15 protein-coding genes are annotated in these 12868 nt (G+C 63.4%); 8 read left to right on the forward strand and 7 right to left on the reverse strand.

Translation table 11 applies throughout. The features are described from left to right. Nucleotides 1-16 precede the first annotated feature (16 nt). From yddG to DRF71_RS13410, 4 genes are all read right to left on the reverse strand, one after another. The gene (gene yddG / locus DRF71_RS13395) at nucleotides 17-868 is read right to left on the reverse strand and encodes an aromatic amino acid exporter YddG (RefSeq protein WP_112310990.1); all 852 of its coding nucleotides are present in this window, start codon (nucleotides 866-868) and stop codon (nucleotides 17-19) included. A 137-nt stretch (nucleotides 869-1005) separates the two neighbouring features. Further along, nucleotides 1006-1731 carry a beta-ketoacyl-ACP reductase gene (phbB, locus tag DRF71_RS13400; protein ID WP_112310991.1) on the reverse strand — a complete coding sequence of 242 codons (726 nt, stop codon included), beginning with the start codon at nucleotides 1729-1731 and terminating at the stop codon, nucleotides 1006-1008. Nucleotides 1732-1938: 207 nt separating this feature from the next. Then, nucleotides 1939-3114 carry an acetyl-CoA C-acetyltransferase gene (locus DRF71_RS13405; RefSeq protein WP_112311322.1) on the reverse strand — a complete coding sequence of 392 codons (1176 nt, stop codon included), beginning with the start codon at nucleotides 3112-3114 and terminating at the stop codon, nucleotides 1939-1941. Between the two features lie 134 nt (nucleotides 3115-3248). Then, nucleotides 3249-4106 (reverse strand): EAL domain-containing protein, encoded by an 858-nt coding sequence (locus tag DRF71_RS13410; protein ID WP_112310992.1) that lies wholly within the window; start codon nucleotides 4104-4106, stop codon nucleotides 3249-3251. 102 nt (nucleotides 4107-4208) lie between these two features. Here DRF71_RS13410 and DRF71_RS13415 point away from each other — a divergent pair, with 102 nt between their 5' ends. From DRF71_RS13415 to DRF71_RS13430, 4 genes are all read left to right on the forward strand, one after another. Beyond that, complete coding sequence (locus tag DRF71_RS13415; RefSeq protein WP_112310993.1) at nucleotides 4209-4805, forward strand: DNA-3-methyladenine glycosylase I; 597 nt, start codon at nucleotides 4209-4211, stop codon at nucleotides 4803-4805. A gap of 65 nt (nucleotides 4806-4870) precedes the next feature. Beyond that, nucleotides 4871-5788: a thioredoxin family protein gene (locus DRF71_RS13420; protein ID WP_112310994.1), complete on the forward strand. Its 918-nt coding sequence runs from the start codon at nucleotides 4871-4873 to the stop codon at nucleotides 5786-5788. 1 nt (nucleotide 5789) lies between these two features. Then, nucleotides 5790-6431 carry an LON peptidase substrate-binding domain-containing protein gene (locus DRF71_RS13425; RefSeq protein ID WP_112310995.1) on the forward strand — a complete coding sequence of 214 codons (642 nt, stop codon included), beginning with the start codon at nucleotides 5790-5792 and terminating at the stop codon, nucleotides 6429-6431. Next, nucleotides 6428-6631: a Trm112 family protein gene (locus DRF71_RS13430; protein ID WP_112310996.1), complete on the forward strand. Its 204-nt coding sequence runs from the start codon at nucleotides 6428-6430 to the stop codon at nucleotides 6629-6631. Before DRF71_RS13425 ends, DRF71_RS13430 begins: the two co-directional genes overlap by 4 nt. 95 nt (nucleotides 6632-6726) lie before the next feature. On the opposite strand, the gene DRF71_RS13435 is transcribed toward DRF71_RS13430, so the two are convergent. Beyond that, entirely contained in the window at nucleotides 6727-7959 is a 1233-nt protein-coding gene (locus tag DRF71_RS13435) for an RsmB/NOP family class I SAM-dependent RNA methyltransferase (RefSeq protein WP_112311323.1), read from the reverse strand. A gap of 68 nt (nucleotides 7960-8027) precedes the next feature. Between DRF71_RS13435 and DRF71_RS13440 the strand changes: the two genes are divergently transcribed. Then, nucleotides 8028-8216 carry a DUF1674 domain-containing protein gene (locus DRF71_RS13440; RefSeq protein WP_112310997.1) on the forward strand — a complete coding sequence of 63 codons (189 nt, stop codon included), beginning with the start codon at nucleotides 8028-8030 and terminating at the stop codon, nucleotides 8214-8216. A 99-nt stretch (nucleotides 8217-8315) separates the two neighbouring features. Here DRF71_RS13440 and dapB read toward each other — a convergent pair whose 3' ends face one another. After that, entirely contained in the window at nucleotides 8316-9125 is an 810-nt protein-coding gene (dapB, locus tag DRF71_RS13445; protein ID WP_112311324.1) for a 4-hydroxy-tetrahydrodipicolinate reductase, read from the reverse strand. Between the two features lie 99 nt (nucleotides 9126-9224). Here dapB and rbfA point away from each other — a divergent pair, with 99 nt between their 5' ends. Genes rbfA through truB form a run of 3 tightly spaced genes read left to right on the forward strand, consistent with a single transcriptional unit; the run spans nucleotide 9225 to nucleotide 11317 of the window. Continuing rightward, nucleotides 9225-9653 (forward strand): 30S ribosome-binding factor RbfA, encoded by a 429-nt coding sequence (gene rbfA / locus DRF71_RS13450; protein ID WP_232831496.1) that lies wholly within the window; start codon nucleotides 9225-9227, stop codon nucleotides 9651-9653. A 32-nt stretch (nucleotides 9654-9685) separates the two neighbouring features. Then, nucleotides 9686-10411, forward strand: a complete 726-nt coding sequence (locus tag DRF71_RS13455) for a phosphodiester glycosidase family protein (RefSeq protein ID WP_112311325.1) — start codon at nucleotides 9686-9688, stop codon at nucleotides 10409-10411. Nucleotides 10412-10414: 3 nt separating this feature from the next. Further along, complete coding sequence (gene truB, locus DRF71_RS13460; protein ID WP_112310999.1) at nucleotides 10415-11317, forward strand: tRNA pseudouridine(55) synthase TruB; 903 nt, start codon at nucleotides 10415-10417, stop codon at nucleotides 11315-11317. 113 nt (nucleotides 11318-11430) lie between these two features. Here the strand turns inward: truB and DRF71_RS13465 are convergent, their stop codons facing one another. Next, on the reverse strand, nucleotides 11431-12690 hold the full coding sequence (locus tag DRF71_RS13465; RefSeq protein WP_112311000.1) for a calcium-binding protein: 1260 nt from the start codon (nucleotides 12688-12690) through the stop codon (nucleotides 11431-11433). Nucleotides 12691-12868: the final 178 nt, after the last annotated feature.

Consider the following 12868-nt stretch of genomic DNA (forward strand, 5'->3'; position numbering starts at 1 on the left):
CGGGAAAGGTGGCATGTCAGCCGGGTTTGCGGGCCGCGATCAGCGCCCCCCCTGTGATCAGCGCAGCCGCCACCAGGATAAGCCAGCTGGCTTCTGCTTTGCCCGCAATGATCAGGGCCAGGGTTGACAGCAAAGGCGCAGCATAAGAGGCGACACCCAGCAGCTGGATGTCGCCTCTTTTCATGCCGATATCCCAGGTGAAGAACGCCGCACCAACCGGGCCAAGACCCAGCAGCAGAACCGAAATCCAGCCGGCGGTGCTTGCCGGCCAGACGGTCTCCTCCAGCGCCAGATGGGCGATCAGCGACAGCGCCGCCGAGGCAAGGCAGAAGACGGTGACGCTTTCGGTCGGCACATCGCCCAGGCGGCGCGAGATCACGGAATAGGCCGACCAGGTAAGCGCGCAGCCAAAGGCCAGGATCATGCCGATCGTGCTGAAGCCGCTCTCTTTGCCGCCGCCAAGGATGATCAGGGCCGCGCCGGCAAAGGCAATCGCTGCGCCGGTCAGCTGCGGCGCGCGCAGTTTTTCCCCGGGCAGCAGACCGGAAAACAGCACGATGAAAAGCGGCCATAGATAGGCGATCAGTCCGGTTTCCGCGGTTGGCGAGACACGGAAGGCGGTGAAATACAGGAAGTGGTAGCCAAAAAGTCCAATAGTGCCAAAGGCATATACTTTCCATGAGACGGATTTCAGCAGGTGGAACCCCTGACGGCCTGTCCAGACCAGGCCGATGGTTCCGCCAATCGCAAAGCAGATTGCGTTCAGCAGGAAAGGCGGCACAGGCGCGGAACCAATGGTCAACAGAGCCAGCAAGGCCCACATCAGCACCGCTGTGAATCCGACGGCCGTGGCCTTGTTGCGCGACATCTCAACTCTCCTGCCCCCCGTTTCCTGAACAGGAAACGGTCCGGAGTTTTTGAAAACTCCGGGGGGCCTTCTAGTCCGGCGGTGCGAAAAGAGAAAGGCCCGCCAGGGCGGGCCATTCCCGTCAGATGTCGGGCTGGTCAGACGACGAACTGGCCACCATTGGCGGAGATGGTCGAGCCTGTGATGAAGCCGGCATCGTCTGATGCGAGGAAGGCGACGCAGCGCGCGATTTCTTCCGGTTCACCAAGGCGACCAACCGGGATTTGCGGGATGATACGCTCGGCCAGCACTTTTTCGTCAATGGCGCGCACCATTTCGGTGCCGATATAGCCCGGGCAGATCGCATTCACCGTGATACCGGCGCGCGCACCCTCCTGGGCCAGAGCTTTGGTGAAGCCGAGATCTCCGGATTTTGCCGCCGAGTAATTCGCCTGGCCCGCCTGACCTTTTTGCCCGTTGATCGAAGAGATATTGATCACACGGCCAAATTTGCGATCCCGCATTCCCGACCAGAGCGGATGCGTCATATTGAAAAGACCGGTCAGATTGGTGTCGATCACTTCTTTCCACTGACCCGGAGTCATTTTGTGGAACATTGCGTCGCGGGTGATGCCGGCATTATTGACCAGCACATCGACCGGACCCAGATCGGCCTCGACCTTTTTGATGCCTTCGACACAGGCATCATAATCCGCGACCGACCATTTATAGGTCGCAATGCCGGTTTCGGCGGTAAATGCCCTGGCCGCTTCGTCATTTCCTGCGTAATTGGCGGCAACCTTATAGCCGGCCGCTTTCAGGGCGACCGAAATCGCGGCGCCGATGCCGCGTGAACCGCCGGTGACGAGTGCAACTCTGGACATGATTCCTCCTCAGAAAAGCTGTTGCCCTATAGCTAACCGCACTTCTCTATATGCGCAACAATATTGCGAAAATTATTTTGCAAACGCAGCAAAATTTCATTGCGCCTGTGGCTTTATCCTGCAAGCCGGGCAGGAAAAGGGCGCCGCATGGCAGCGGCGCCCCTGGATTTAATCTGCAATTACAACGCTATGATGTCAGGAGCGCAATCAGCCGCGCTCAAGGCACATGGCGACGCCCATACCGCCGCCGATGCAAAGTGTTGCGAGGCCCTTTTTCGCGCCCGAGCGGTTCATCTCAAAGACCAGCGTGTTGAGGATCCGCGCGCCCGAGGCGCCGATCGGGTGGCCGATCGCAATGGCGCCGCCATTGACGTTCACCTTTGAAGTATCCCAGCCCATATCCTTGTTGACCGCGCAGGCCTGGGCCGCGAAGGCTTCGTTTGCCTCGACCAGATCAAGATCGGCGGCTTTCCAGCCGGCCTTGTCCAGCGCCTTGCGCGAGGCATAGATGGGGCCAACGCCCATGATTGCGGGATCAAGCCCGGCGGTGGCGTAAGAGGCGATCCGCGCCAGCACTTTCAGACCGCGCTTCGCTGCTTCTTCCTCGGTCATCAGCAGCACGACGGCTGCGCCGTCATTGATGCCGCTCGCATTAGCGGCGGTGACGGTGCCGTCTTTGGTGAAAGCGGGTTTCAGTTTTTGCATCGCGTCAATCGTGGCGCCATGGCGGATATATTCATCGCTGTCCACGATAATATCGCCCTTGCGGGTCTTCACGGTGAAGGGCGTGATCTCATCCCTGAACTTGCCGGCTTTCTGCGCGGCCTCGGCCTTGTTCTGGCTGGCGACGGCGAATTCATCCTGCTGTTCGCGGCTGATTTGCCATTGCGCGGCGACATTCTCGGCGGTCTGGCCCATGTGATAGCCGTTGAAAGCGTCCCACAGCCCGTCCTTGATCATCGAGTCGATCATCTTCATGTCGCCCATCTTGGTGCCGGCGCGCAGATGCGCGACATGGGGCGAGAGGCTCATGCTTTCCTGGCCGCCTGCGATGACGATGCCCGCCGCGCCGGTCTGGATCTGCTGGGCGCCAAGGGCCACGGTCCGCAGGCCCGAGCCGCAGACCTGGTTGATCGACCAGGCCGAGCTTTCCTTCGGCAGGCCGGCCAGGATATGCGCCTGGCGGGCCGGGTTCTGGCCCTGGCCTCCGGTCAGCACCTGGCCAAGAATGGTCTCGTCGATATCGGCTTTGTCAATGCCGGCGCGGGCGACGACGGCCTCGATCACGGTCGCCCCCAGCTCATGGGCAGGCGTATTGGCAAAGGCCCCGTTGAACGAGCCCACGGCGGTCCGGGCCGCCGAAACGATTACGACATTGGTCATCTGAAGCCTCTCCTCAGGCAGAATAGTCGGGCAGACATCCGGCAGGGTGATCGGGCAGCCCGCCGGGGCACCTTCGGCGAAGAGGGACACAATCAGAAGAAATACGCAAGAATATTGCGCGACAATATGCCGGATCAACCCTGAGCGGTCGCCGGCTGCCTGGCGCGGAGATATTTTGAGAAATCCGGCGCCAGTTCGGGCTTGCCGAACAGATAGCCTTGCAGGCAGCCAACGCCCTGTTCGCGCAGCCAGTTCGCCTCATCATTGGTCTCCACCGCTTCGGCCACAAGAAACATGCCGAATTCCTGCGCCATGGCGATGGCCGCACGCACAATCGGCTGGTTTTCCGGATCCTTGTGACAGTTGCGGATGAAACGGCCATCAAGCTTGGCAATGTCAAAGCCGAATTCATACAGAAGGCCGAGCGAGGTGAAGCTGTCGCCGAAATCATCCAGCGTGAAGGTGATCCCGAATCCCTGCAGCTCATCCATGAAGGGGATCAGGACATCGGGCATCTGCATCGCCGAGGCCTCGTTGATCTCAAGGATCAGCCCTTTGCCGATGCCCGGATATTCGCCCAATACGCGGCGCAAAAGCTGGGTCCAGGGCTTATAGCCCACCGACCTCGCCGACATATTCACCGCGATTCGCACCCCGGGGTTGCGGCGCAGCGTCATCAGACCCAGCCTCAGCGCCGCGACGTCAATCTCGCGCCCGAGTTCGCGGGTTTCCGCTACCGACATGAAATCCCGCGCCGGAATCGTCATCTGCTTTTCGTCGAGCAGCCGGATATAGCCCTCATAAAAGCCGATGATATCGGGATCGGCGGCATAGACGGCCGGCTGGAAGGCAAGCCGCATCCGCTTATGCTCCAGCGCGTCGCGCACCATTTGCAGCACGGCGCGTTCGGCCGAGGATATCGCGATGGCGAAGGGTGAGGCCTCTCTGCCGTCGAGATCAATTTTCGAACGCCGCGCCTGATTGATGCTCATCCCCGTTGCCCTCATTGTGTTCGTGACACTCTGCGCGAAGATGGGTAAACCGGGCCTGAACGTTCTGCGTTTGTTTCAAATTTTTCCTATTCCGGGGGCCATATGTCCAGCGCTGCCATCATCACAGACCCAGCCGCCCGTTGCCCCTGGTGTGGCACTGATCCGCTTTATGTCGCCTATCACGACGAGGAATGGGGGCGTCCTGAACGCGATGCCCGCACCCTGTGGGAAATGCTGATCCTGGAAGGGTTCCAGGCCGGGCTGTCCTGGTACACGATATTGAAAAAGCGGGAAAACTTTCGCGCGGCTTTTCAGGGCTTCCGGCCTGAGATCATCACGACCTGGGGGGATGCCGAGGTGGAACGGCTGTTGCAGGACCCGGGAATCGTGCGCCATCGCGGCAAGATCGAAAGCACCATCCGCTCGGCCCGTGCCTTCCTTGAGATCGAGGCCGGCGAGGGGTTCTCGCACTGGCTCTGGTCTTTCACCGGCGGCGGCGTCTTGCAGACGCGGCTTGGGTCGATGGCGGCGGCCGTCGCCTCGACCCCGGAAAGCACCGCAATGTCGAAGGCGCTGAAAAAACGCGGTTTCAATTTTTGCGGCCCGGCAATCACCTATGCCTTCATGCAGGCCGCCGGGATGGTGAACGACCATCTGACCTCCTGCCCGCAACATGCGGAATGCGCAGGCCTGGCCTGACTCACCCCTTGGCGACTGCGACGTCAGCGCGCATATAGGGGCAAACCCGCGAAAGTGAGGACAGCATGTTCGGTCTTGATGAGACACAATCCCCCGCCGCCGGTCAGAGCGCCGATCTGATCAAAGACGGTTCCGACGCGACCTTCATGGAAGATGTCGTCGAGGCCTCGCGCCAGGTGCCGGTGATCGTCGATTTCTGGGCAACCTGGTGCGGCCCCTGCAAACAGCTTGGCCCGGCGCTTGAGGCGGCGGTGACGGCGGCAAAGGGCAAGGTGCGGCTGGTCAAGATTGATGTGGATCAGAATCAGATGGTTGCGGGGCAGCTGCGGGTGCAGTCGATCCCGACCGTTTACGCCTTCTGGCAGGGCCAGCCGGTCGATGGTTTCCAGGGCGCGCTGCCCGGATCCGAGGTGAAGAAATTCATCGAAAAGCTGGTGGCGCTTGGCGGTGATGATGGTGGTCTGGCCGATGCGCTGGCGGCGGCGGAAGAGATGCTGACCAATGGCGATCATGCCGATGCGGTCGAGACTTTCGCGGCGATCCTTGGCGAGGAACCTGAAAACGCGGCGGCCTTTGGCGGGCTGGCGCGCAGCCATATCGCGGCTGGCGATTTCGATGCGGCAGAGACACTTTTGCAGGCCGCTCCTCCGGCCATTTCCGGAGCGCAGGAGGTCGAGGCAGCGCGGGCTCAGCTTGAACTGGCGAAACAGGCGGCCAATGCCGGGCCGGAAGCAGAATTGCGCGCGGCTGTCGGGGCCGATCCCGTCAATCACCAGGCGCGGTTCGATCTCGCCGTGGCGCTGAATGCCAGCGGCAAGGTCGAGGAAGCAGTGGATCAGCTGCTGGAGCTGTTCCGGCGTGACCGCGAATGGAATGATGGCGCGGCGCGGGCGCAGCTTTTCACCATTTTCGACGCGCTGAAACCGCAGGATCCGATCGTGCTGAAGGGGCGGCGCAAACTCTCTTCGATGATCTTCGCCTGAGATGTTCCCGTTGCGGCCTTCGCTTGCGGATCTGCCGGGCACGATCCCGGTCTTCCCGCTGCCCGGTGCATTGCTTTTGCCCCGGGCGCGGCTGCCTTTGCATATTTTCGAGCCGCGCTACCTCGCGATGATCGACGATTGCCTGAAACACCCGCACCGGCTGATCGGCATGGTCTGCCCGCTGGGCGAGGACCGGCTTTCGTCCATCGGCTGCGCCGGTCGGCTGGTGCAGCTCGCCGAGACCGAGGATCGCCGCTATATGATCACGCTGTCCGGCCTCGTGCGGTTCCGGTTGGGGGGGGAGGTCGAGGGCTTTACCCCTTACCGCCGCTTCAATGTCGACTGGTCGTCCTTCGGGCGCGATCTGGGCGGCCAGGAAGAGGATCCGGGTCTCGACCGGCCCTCGCTTTTCTCGCTCGTCTCGCGCTATCTGGCGGGACGGGATCTGGCGGCCGACTGGAAGGGGCTGGAGGCGGCGCCGGATGAGGTGCTGATCAACGCGCTTTCGATGCTGGTGCCGCTTTCCCCCGAGGACCGCCAGGCCCTGCTGGAATCCCCCGATCTGGCGACCCGGCGCGAAACCCTGGTGACCCTTGTGGAATTCGCGCTCCGGGGTGGCAATGGCGATGAGGTGCTGCAATGAGCGAGACCGAAAATGACGGACCGAAACCGGCGTGCTTTGACCGGCGGATGCTGGAGGCGCTGGTCTGCCCCGTCACTCATGGGGCGCTGATCTGGGACAGCGAGAAGCAGGAGCTGATCTCGAAATCGGCGAAACTGGCTTTCCCGGTGCGGGGCGGTGTGCCGGTTATGCTGGTCTCCGAGGCCCGTGAACTCGGATAAAGGCGCCAGTACCGCCCCAGGGCGCAACCCCGGAATTTTCAAAATTCCGGGCAAATTTCTTTGAAGAAATTTGCGTCCCGCCGGGGGCGACCGTGTTACGGGCGACGCAGGCGCATGATGAAGAAGCCGTCCATGCCGCCCAGAGGTGCCAGATAATCCGGGCGCAGGCGCAGGCCTCCCTGCCCGGTCCACCAGCCGGGGCTGATACCGTCCAGATCGACCCGCTCGACCTTCAGATCCGGGTTGCGTTCGAGCGCCGCCTTCAGTTGCAATTCTCCCTCTCCGGGCAAAAGCGAGCAGGTCGCGAAGACCAGCCTGCCGCCAGGCCGTAGCCAGGTCAGCGCCCTGTCGATCATCTGCGATTGCAGCGCGGCAAGGCCGGCGATCTCGCTGCCATCCTTCACGAAGGGCAGATCGGGGTGACGGCGGATCGTGCCGCTGGCGGAGCAGGGCGCATCCAGCAGGATCGCATCGAACGCCCCCTCCGGTTGCCAGTGCAGCGCATCCGCGGTGATCAGCTGCGCCTCCAGCCCGGTACGGGCGAGGTTTTCTGCCACGCGCCGCATCCGGGCCGGGGAGATATCCAGCGCGGTGACGCTGGCGCCGGTGGCTGCCAGCTGCATTGTCTTGCCACCCGGCGCCGCGCAGAGGTCGAGCACCTTCTCACCCGGCTGGGCCTGCAGGAGTTTCGCCGGGATCGAGGCAGCCAGATCCTGCACCCACCAACTGCCGCTTTCATAGCCCGGCAGCGCGCTGATCCGTCCGGGATCGCGCAGGCGCAGGCTGCCGTCGGGCATCGGTTCCCCCGCCGGATGCCCGCCGCTGCCGCGCAGTGTCAGGTCAAGCGGCGGGCTTTCGGCAAAGACCGTCTCCATAAGCTGGACCGCCTCGCGACCGTAAGCATGGACCAGCGGCTGGCGCAGCCAGCGCGGCAGTTTCTGCACGGGCAGGGCGGCCAGCGCGGTCGGGTCGATGCCGCGCAGCACGGCATTCACGAGGCCCGACATATGCTGGGTCTTCCGGCCCTGACGGGCCAGCTGTACTGACGCGTTCACCACGCCGTAAGGCGCCGCCCCGAGCGCCATCTCCACCAGCCCCAGCCGCAGGATATTGCGCAGCGCCAGTGGCGGCGCCTTGCGCAGCCTCATATCCAGCAGCCGGTCGGCCGGTTCCACGCGCCGCAGCACATCCTCGGTCAGTCGTTTCGCCCGCGCGCGCTCGGAGGGTGGCAGGTCGGGCTCGGGCAGTTCGGCAAGCATCTGTCCCTCGCCGCAGACCGCATTCAGCGCTGCCAGTGCCGCCGCCCTTGCCGCAATGCCGTCTGCCATCATCCGCCCCTTTGCACCTGTTCGCCGGGGGCTGTATCACAGAGGAGGATGAAAGAGGAACCGCTGCCATGACGGATAATAACCCCGAGGAGAAGCGTGACCTGCCGCCGGCAGCGCTCAGGGCGCTGGCCGAAGCCGAGGCGCGCCGCAAGGCCGCCGGCGAGACGGAGGTGCCGAAGGAATATGGCGGGCGTGACGGGCTGGAGCCGGTGCGCTATGGCGACTGGGAGAAAAAGGGGCTTGCCGTAGATTTCTGAGGCGGTCGATATCCGGGCGCGGGCGTCTCCGGCTGATTGCGGGAGCGCTCCGCGCGGGAGTATTTAAGTCAAGAGGAAGCAGCCGGAACTGTTCCCGGATCAGAGGCCGAGCACATCCGCCATGTCATATTGGCCTGGCTTTCTGCCCTGACCCCAGAGCACGGCGCGCAGCGCGCCGCGTGCGAAGATCGAGCGGTCGGTGGCGAGGTGGCGCAGCACGATGCGTTCTCCGTCAGACGCGAAGATCACGTCATGTTCGCCGACGATATCGCCGCCCCGGATGGCGGAAAAGCCAATGGAGCCGCGGGTGCGGGCGCCGGTGATGCCTTCGCGGGCAGGGGTGCGCAGCTCTTTGAGGCTTTTGCCGCGCCCTTCGGCAGCGGCCTCGCCCAGCATCAGCGCGGTGCCCGAAGGGGCATCGACCTTGTGGCGGTGATGCGCCTCGACCACCTCGATATCCCAGTCCTCATCCAGCGCGGCGGCGACCTTGCGCGCGAGCCCGGTCAGCAGATTGACGCCGAGGCTCATATTGCCGGCGCGGATGATCACCGCATGACGGGCGGCGGTCTCCAGTTTGGCGAGGTCTTCGTCGCCGAGGCCGGTGGTGCCGATCACATGCACCGCCCGCGCCTGGGCTGCGAGGCCGGCAAAGGCCACGGTCGCGGCGGGTGACGTGAAGTCGATCACGCCCTGGGCTTTCGCGAAGGCCTCGACCGGGTCATCGGTCACGATGACACCATTCGCCTGACCGCCCATGCATTCGCCAAGATCGCGCCCGACCCAGGCGTTGCCCTCACGCTCGACCCCGGCCACCAGCCGCGCCTTGCCACTGGACTGGATGGTTTTCACCAGCATCTGCCCCATCCGGCCCGAGACACCCGTGACGACAATACCCGGCAGATCACCCATGACATCCTCCAGCGGTTTCATGCCGTGGTTTAGCGCCCTGTGCGGGCGGTTGAAACCCTGCCCGTTGCGGGGCGGGCGGAAAGAGCTTAGATGCGGGTTATGGCCGCAAAACGTACCCCCACCGGTCAGGGCCCGTCCCAGCGTCAGCTGCGTGTCGGCGAACTGATCCGACGCACCCTTTCCGATGTTCTCAACCGGGGCGAGATCCACGACCCGGAGCTGAATGCCATGCCGATCACCGTGGGCGAGGTTTCGTGCTCGCCCGATCTCAAGGTGGCGACGGTTTATGTCATGCCGCTTCTGGGCACGGCGCCCGTTGAAGAGGCGGTGAAGCTGCTGGCGAAACACCGGGGCGAGCTGCGCCACCGGGTCGCGGCCGGGCTGACGCTGAAATATGCGCCCGATCTGCGTTTTCGCCCCGATGAGACCTATGACCGCCTTGATGAGACGCGGCGGCTGTTTGCGGATCCGCAGGTGCAGCGCGATATTGAGGGCGAGAATGGGGGAGCCGGGGAGGAAGAGGAGTGATCCGCTTCTTTGCTGCCCGGACGCTGGCCGTTATGGCCCTGCTGCTGGCGAGTGGCGCCGGCGCGACGGCCTCGACCTGCCGCCAGGAGGTGTTTGAAGAGGTGCCCTACAGCCTCTGTGAGGTGACGGCTGCGGATGATCTGCGGCTGTTTCTGAACGGGCCGAACGGGAATTACGGCTCTTTCCGCGCGATTGAATCGGCGCTGGCGGCCGGGGGCAAGGCGCTTGGTTTCGCGATGAATGCCGGCATGTATCACCGCGACCGCTCGCCGGTCGGGCTTTATATCGAGGATGGCGAAGAGAAGCACGGCATCGTCACCGCCGAGGGGCCGGGGAATTTCGGCCTGCTGCCGAATGGTGTATTTTGCTGGGCCGATGGCAGTTTCTATATCACTGACAGCCGGAAATTCGAACCGCTGCGCGGCAATTGCCGCTATGCGACGCAGTCGGGCCCGATGCTGGTGATCAAGGGCAAGCTGCATCCGAGCTTTCTGAAAAGCAGCGAATCGGCCTATATCCGCAATGGCGTCGGCGTCGACAAAGCCGGCACGAAGGCGGTTTTCGTGATGAGCGACCGGGCGGTGAATTTCCATCAATTCGCGCGGTTTTTCCGCGACCATCTCGGCCTGAGCGACGCGCTATACTTCGATGGCAATATTTCGCGGCTTTACGCGCCCGAGCTGGGGCGCCATGACGGCGGCTTTGCGATGGGGCCGATTGTCGGCACCGTGATCGATTCTGGTCAGGCACAGGAATAAGCAATGGCGAAAACGCGCAAAGGCCGCCCGGTTTCTGGCTGGGTGATCGTCGACAAGCCTGCGGGCATAGGCTCGACCGATGTGGTCAATAAGGTGAAATGGGCGTTCCAGGCGCAAAAGGCGGGCCATGCCGGCACGCTGGATCCGGATGCGACCGGGGTGCTGGCGGTGGCGCTTGGCGAGGCCACCAAATGCGTGCCGGTGGTGGCGGATGCGCTGAAATGCTACCGGTTCCGGGTGACCTTTGGTGCGGCTACCGCGACGGATGACGCGAGTGGCGCGGTGATCGCGACCTCTGCGCTGCGCCCCGAGGATGCTGCGATCGAGGCGGCGCTGGTGCCGTTTCGCGGTGAGATCATGCAGGTGCCCCCCCAGGTCTCGGCGGTGAAGGTCGAGGGTGAGCGCGCCTATGACCTCGCCCGTGAAGGGGTCGGGATGGATCTGGCGGCGCGGCCCTTATGGGTTGAGAGCCTTGTCATGCTGGGCCGGCCCGATGCCGATCATGTCGATCTGGAAATGGTTTGCGGCAAGGGGGGCTATGTGCGCTCGATTGCGCGCGATCTGGGCCGGGCGCTTGGTTGTCTGGGGCATGTGGCATGGCTGCGGCGGGAATGGTCGGGACCGTTTGAGGCCTCTTCTGGGGTGAGCATGGCGCAGATCGAGGAGTTGGCGCGGCAGGAGGGTATCGACGCTTTGCTGGCGCCACTGGAGCTGGCTCTGGCCGATCTGCCAGAGCTGCAGGCGACACCAGAAGGGGCGGTGCGGCTGAGAAACGGAAATCCGGGCCAGGTTCTGGGACATATTGATTATGGTGACGAGGCCTGGGCGAGCTTTGGCGGCCGCGCGCTGGCGCTTGGCCGCTATATGGGCGGCGAACTGCACCCGTCCCGCGTGTTCAATCTGTAGAAACCCGGTTCCCTCATTCCGGGGGGGACCGGTCAGCCTCAAAAAGGCGGCCGATTGGCCGCCTTTTTGATGTCGGTATCGCGCCCCGTCTTATCGCGCCGGCCTGGACCGGCTCAGGCTGCGAGCAGCCTGATTTCCGAAAGATCGACCTGGCCATTCACCTCTGCCACAACGAAACCGTCGATGCTGATCAGGGAATTGCCGCCGGTCTCGCTTTGCGTCACCGACACTTCCGGCGAAACATGGGTGGCGGGGTCATAGACCAGCACGATTTCATCATCCTGCGGATTGTAATCGGTGATGGTCGCGAAACCGCCCTCTCCCAGCCACTGGGTCAGGACGAAACTGTCCGAACCCTCGCCGCCATTGCCGTAATCGCCGGCGCCAAGATGCAGGATGTCGTCGCCATCGCCACCATTGAGGAAGTCGATTTCCCCGTCATCTCCCTCGGGGAAGGCGCCCCAGAGCGTGTCATTGCCGGCGCCGCCATCCAGCGTGTCAGAGCCGGTGCCGCCGGTCATCTGGTCATCGCCCTCGCCGCCCCAGAGCCAGTCATCGCCTTCATCACCGTAAAGGCTGTCATCGCCCTGACCGGCCAGCAACGTGTCATTGCCGGCGCCGCCCTGGAGAAGGTCGTCGCCCTCATGGCCCATCAGCTGGTCATCGCCCTCACCGCCGTAGAGCGTGTCATCGCCCGCGTCACCATGCAGCTGATCATCGCCCTCGCCGCCATAGGCGAGGTCATTGCCGCCCCCGGCGCTGATGATGTCATTGCCATCACCGCCAAGCAGCGTGTCATCACCGGCGCGCGCATTGATCTGATCATCGCCATTGCCGGCTTCGACAAGATCGGCACCGTCGCTGCCATCCAGCAAATCGTCGCCGGTGGTGCCGGTGACCCGGGCCGGTTCCGGCTCGGGCAGGGTTCCGGAATCGTCCGGATTGCCGGTTGCGGCATCATCGTCGTCACCGGTATCCGGGATCACATCGGCGATGGGGCGCCCGCCATCGGGCCTCGGGCCATCCCCGGGCGTGCCGGTTCCCGTATCAATGCCCGTATCATCGCCGGGCCCAGGCCCGGTATCGAGACCGGTATCCATGCCCGTATCGGCTGCGCCGCCGCCGGTATCGGCGATAATACCCTCCCAGCCACCGCTATGGGTGCCGCCTGACCGGAATGGGTTCAGCCCGTGGAACGGGTCATCCGCAGGGGAATCGTCGGGATCATCCAGCAGATTGCCCTGATCGACCGGGCCATCGGCCTGATTGTCCTGGTTCTCGGACTCATCCTCTTCGTCCGTGCTGCGGCCGGCAACACCCTCAATCACGGCTCCGGCGAAAACCGCCCCCAGCAATCCCAACAGGCCCAGCATCGTCTCACCTCACATGGTCGATCCGGCCGGGGCCGTTAACCATTTTTCGCGTTAACCATTTGATGGATATGAAAACTTCGTGATCAATTCATACCACGTCAGGCTGTATCCTCATAGGAGATGTTTTGGTTAAGTTGTGAAAAATCTGATGAGATCCGTTTCCGGATCCGCTTCAGAT

This window comes from Pseudogemmobacter bohemicus (genome assembly GCF_003290025.1).
Taxonomy (GTDB): Bacteria; Pseudomonadota; Alphaproteobacteria; order Rhodobacterales; family Rhodobacteraceae; genus Pseudogemmobacter; species Pseudogemmobacter bohemicus.

Coding starts and splice junctions, on each gene's coding strand:
- DRF71_RS13455 (WP_112311325.1), top strand. CDS start 9,686: ATGGCCCTGCTGCTGGCGAGTGGCGCCGGCGCGACGGCCTCGACCTGC.
- DRF71_RS13435 (WP_112311323.1), bottom strand. CDS start 7,959: ATGGCAGACGGCATTGCGGCAAGGGCGGCGGCACTGGCAGCGCTGAAT.
- phbB (WP_112310991.1), bottom strand. CDS start 1,731: ATGTCCAGAGTTGCACTCGTCACCGGCGGTTCACGCGGCATCGGCGCC.
- DRF71_RS13405 (WP_112311322.1), bottom strand. CDS start 3,114: ATGACCAATGTCGTAATCGTTTCGGCGGCCCGGACCGCCGTGGGCTCG.
- yddG (WP_112310990.1), bottom strand. CDS start 868: ATGTCGCGCAACAAGGCCACGGCCGTCGGATTCACAGCGGTGCTGATG.
- DRF71_RS13425 (WP_112310995.1), top strand. CDS start 5,790: ATGTTCCCGTTGCGGCCTTCGCTTGCGGATCTGCCGGGCACGATCCCG.
- DRF71_RS13440 (WP_112310997.1), top strand. CDS start 8,028: ATGACGGATAATAACCCCGAGGAGAAGCGTGACCTGCCGCCGGCAGCG.
- DRF71_RS13415 (WP_112310993.1), top strand. CDS start 4,209: ATGTCCAGCGCTGCCATCATCACAGACCCAGCCGCCCGTTGCCCCTGG.
- DRF71_RS13465 (WP_112311000.1), bottom strand. CDS start 12,690: ATGCTGGGCCTGTTGGGATTGCTGGGGGCGGTTTTCGCCGGAGCCGTG.
- dapB (WP_112311324.1), bottom strand. CDS start 9,125: ATGGGTGATCTGCCGGGTATTGTCGTCACGGGTGTCTCGGGCCGGATG.
- rbfA (WP_232831496.1), top strand. CDS start 9,225: ATGGCCGCAAAACGTACCCCCACCGGTCAGGGCCCGTCCCAGCGTCAG.
- DRF71_RS13420 (WP_112310994.1), top strand. CDS start 4,871: ATGTTCGGTCTTGATGAGACACAATCCCCCGCCGCCGGTCAGAGCGCC.
- truB (WP_112310999.1), top strand. CDS start 10,415: ATGGCGAAAACGCGCAAAGGCCGCCCGGTTTCTGGCTGGGTGATCGTC.
- DRF71_RS13430 (WP_112310996.1), top strand. CDS start 6,428: ATGAGCGAGACCGAAAATGACGGACCGAAACCGGCGTGCTTTGACCGG.
- DRF71_RS13410 (WP_112310992.1), bottom strand. CDS start 4,106: ATGAGCATCAATCAGGCGCGGCGTTCGAAAATTGATCTCGACGGCAGA.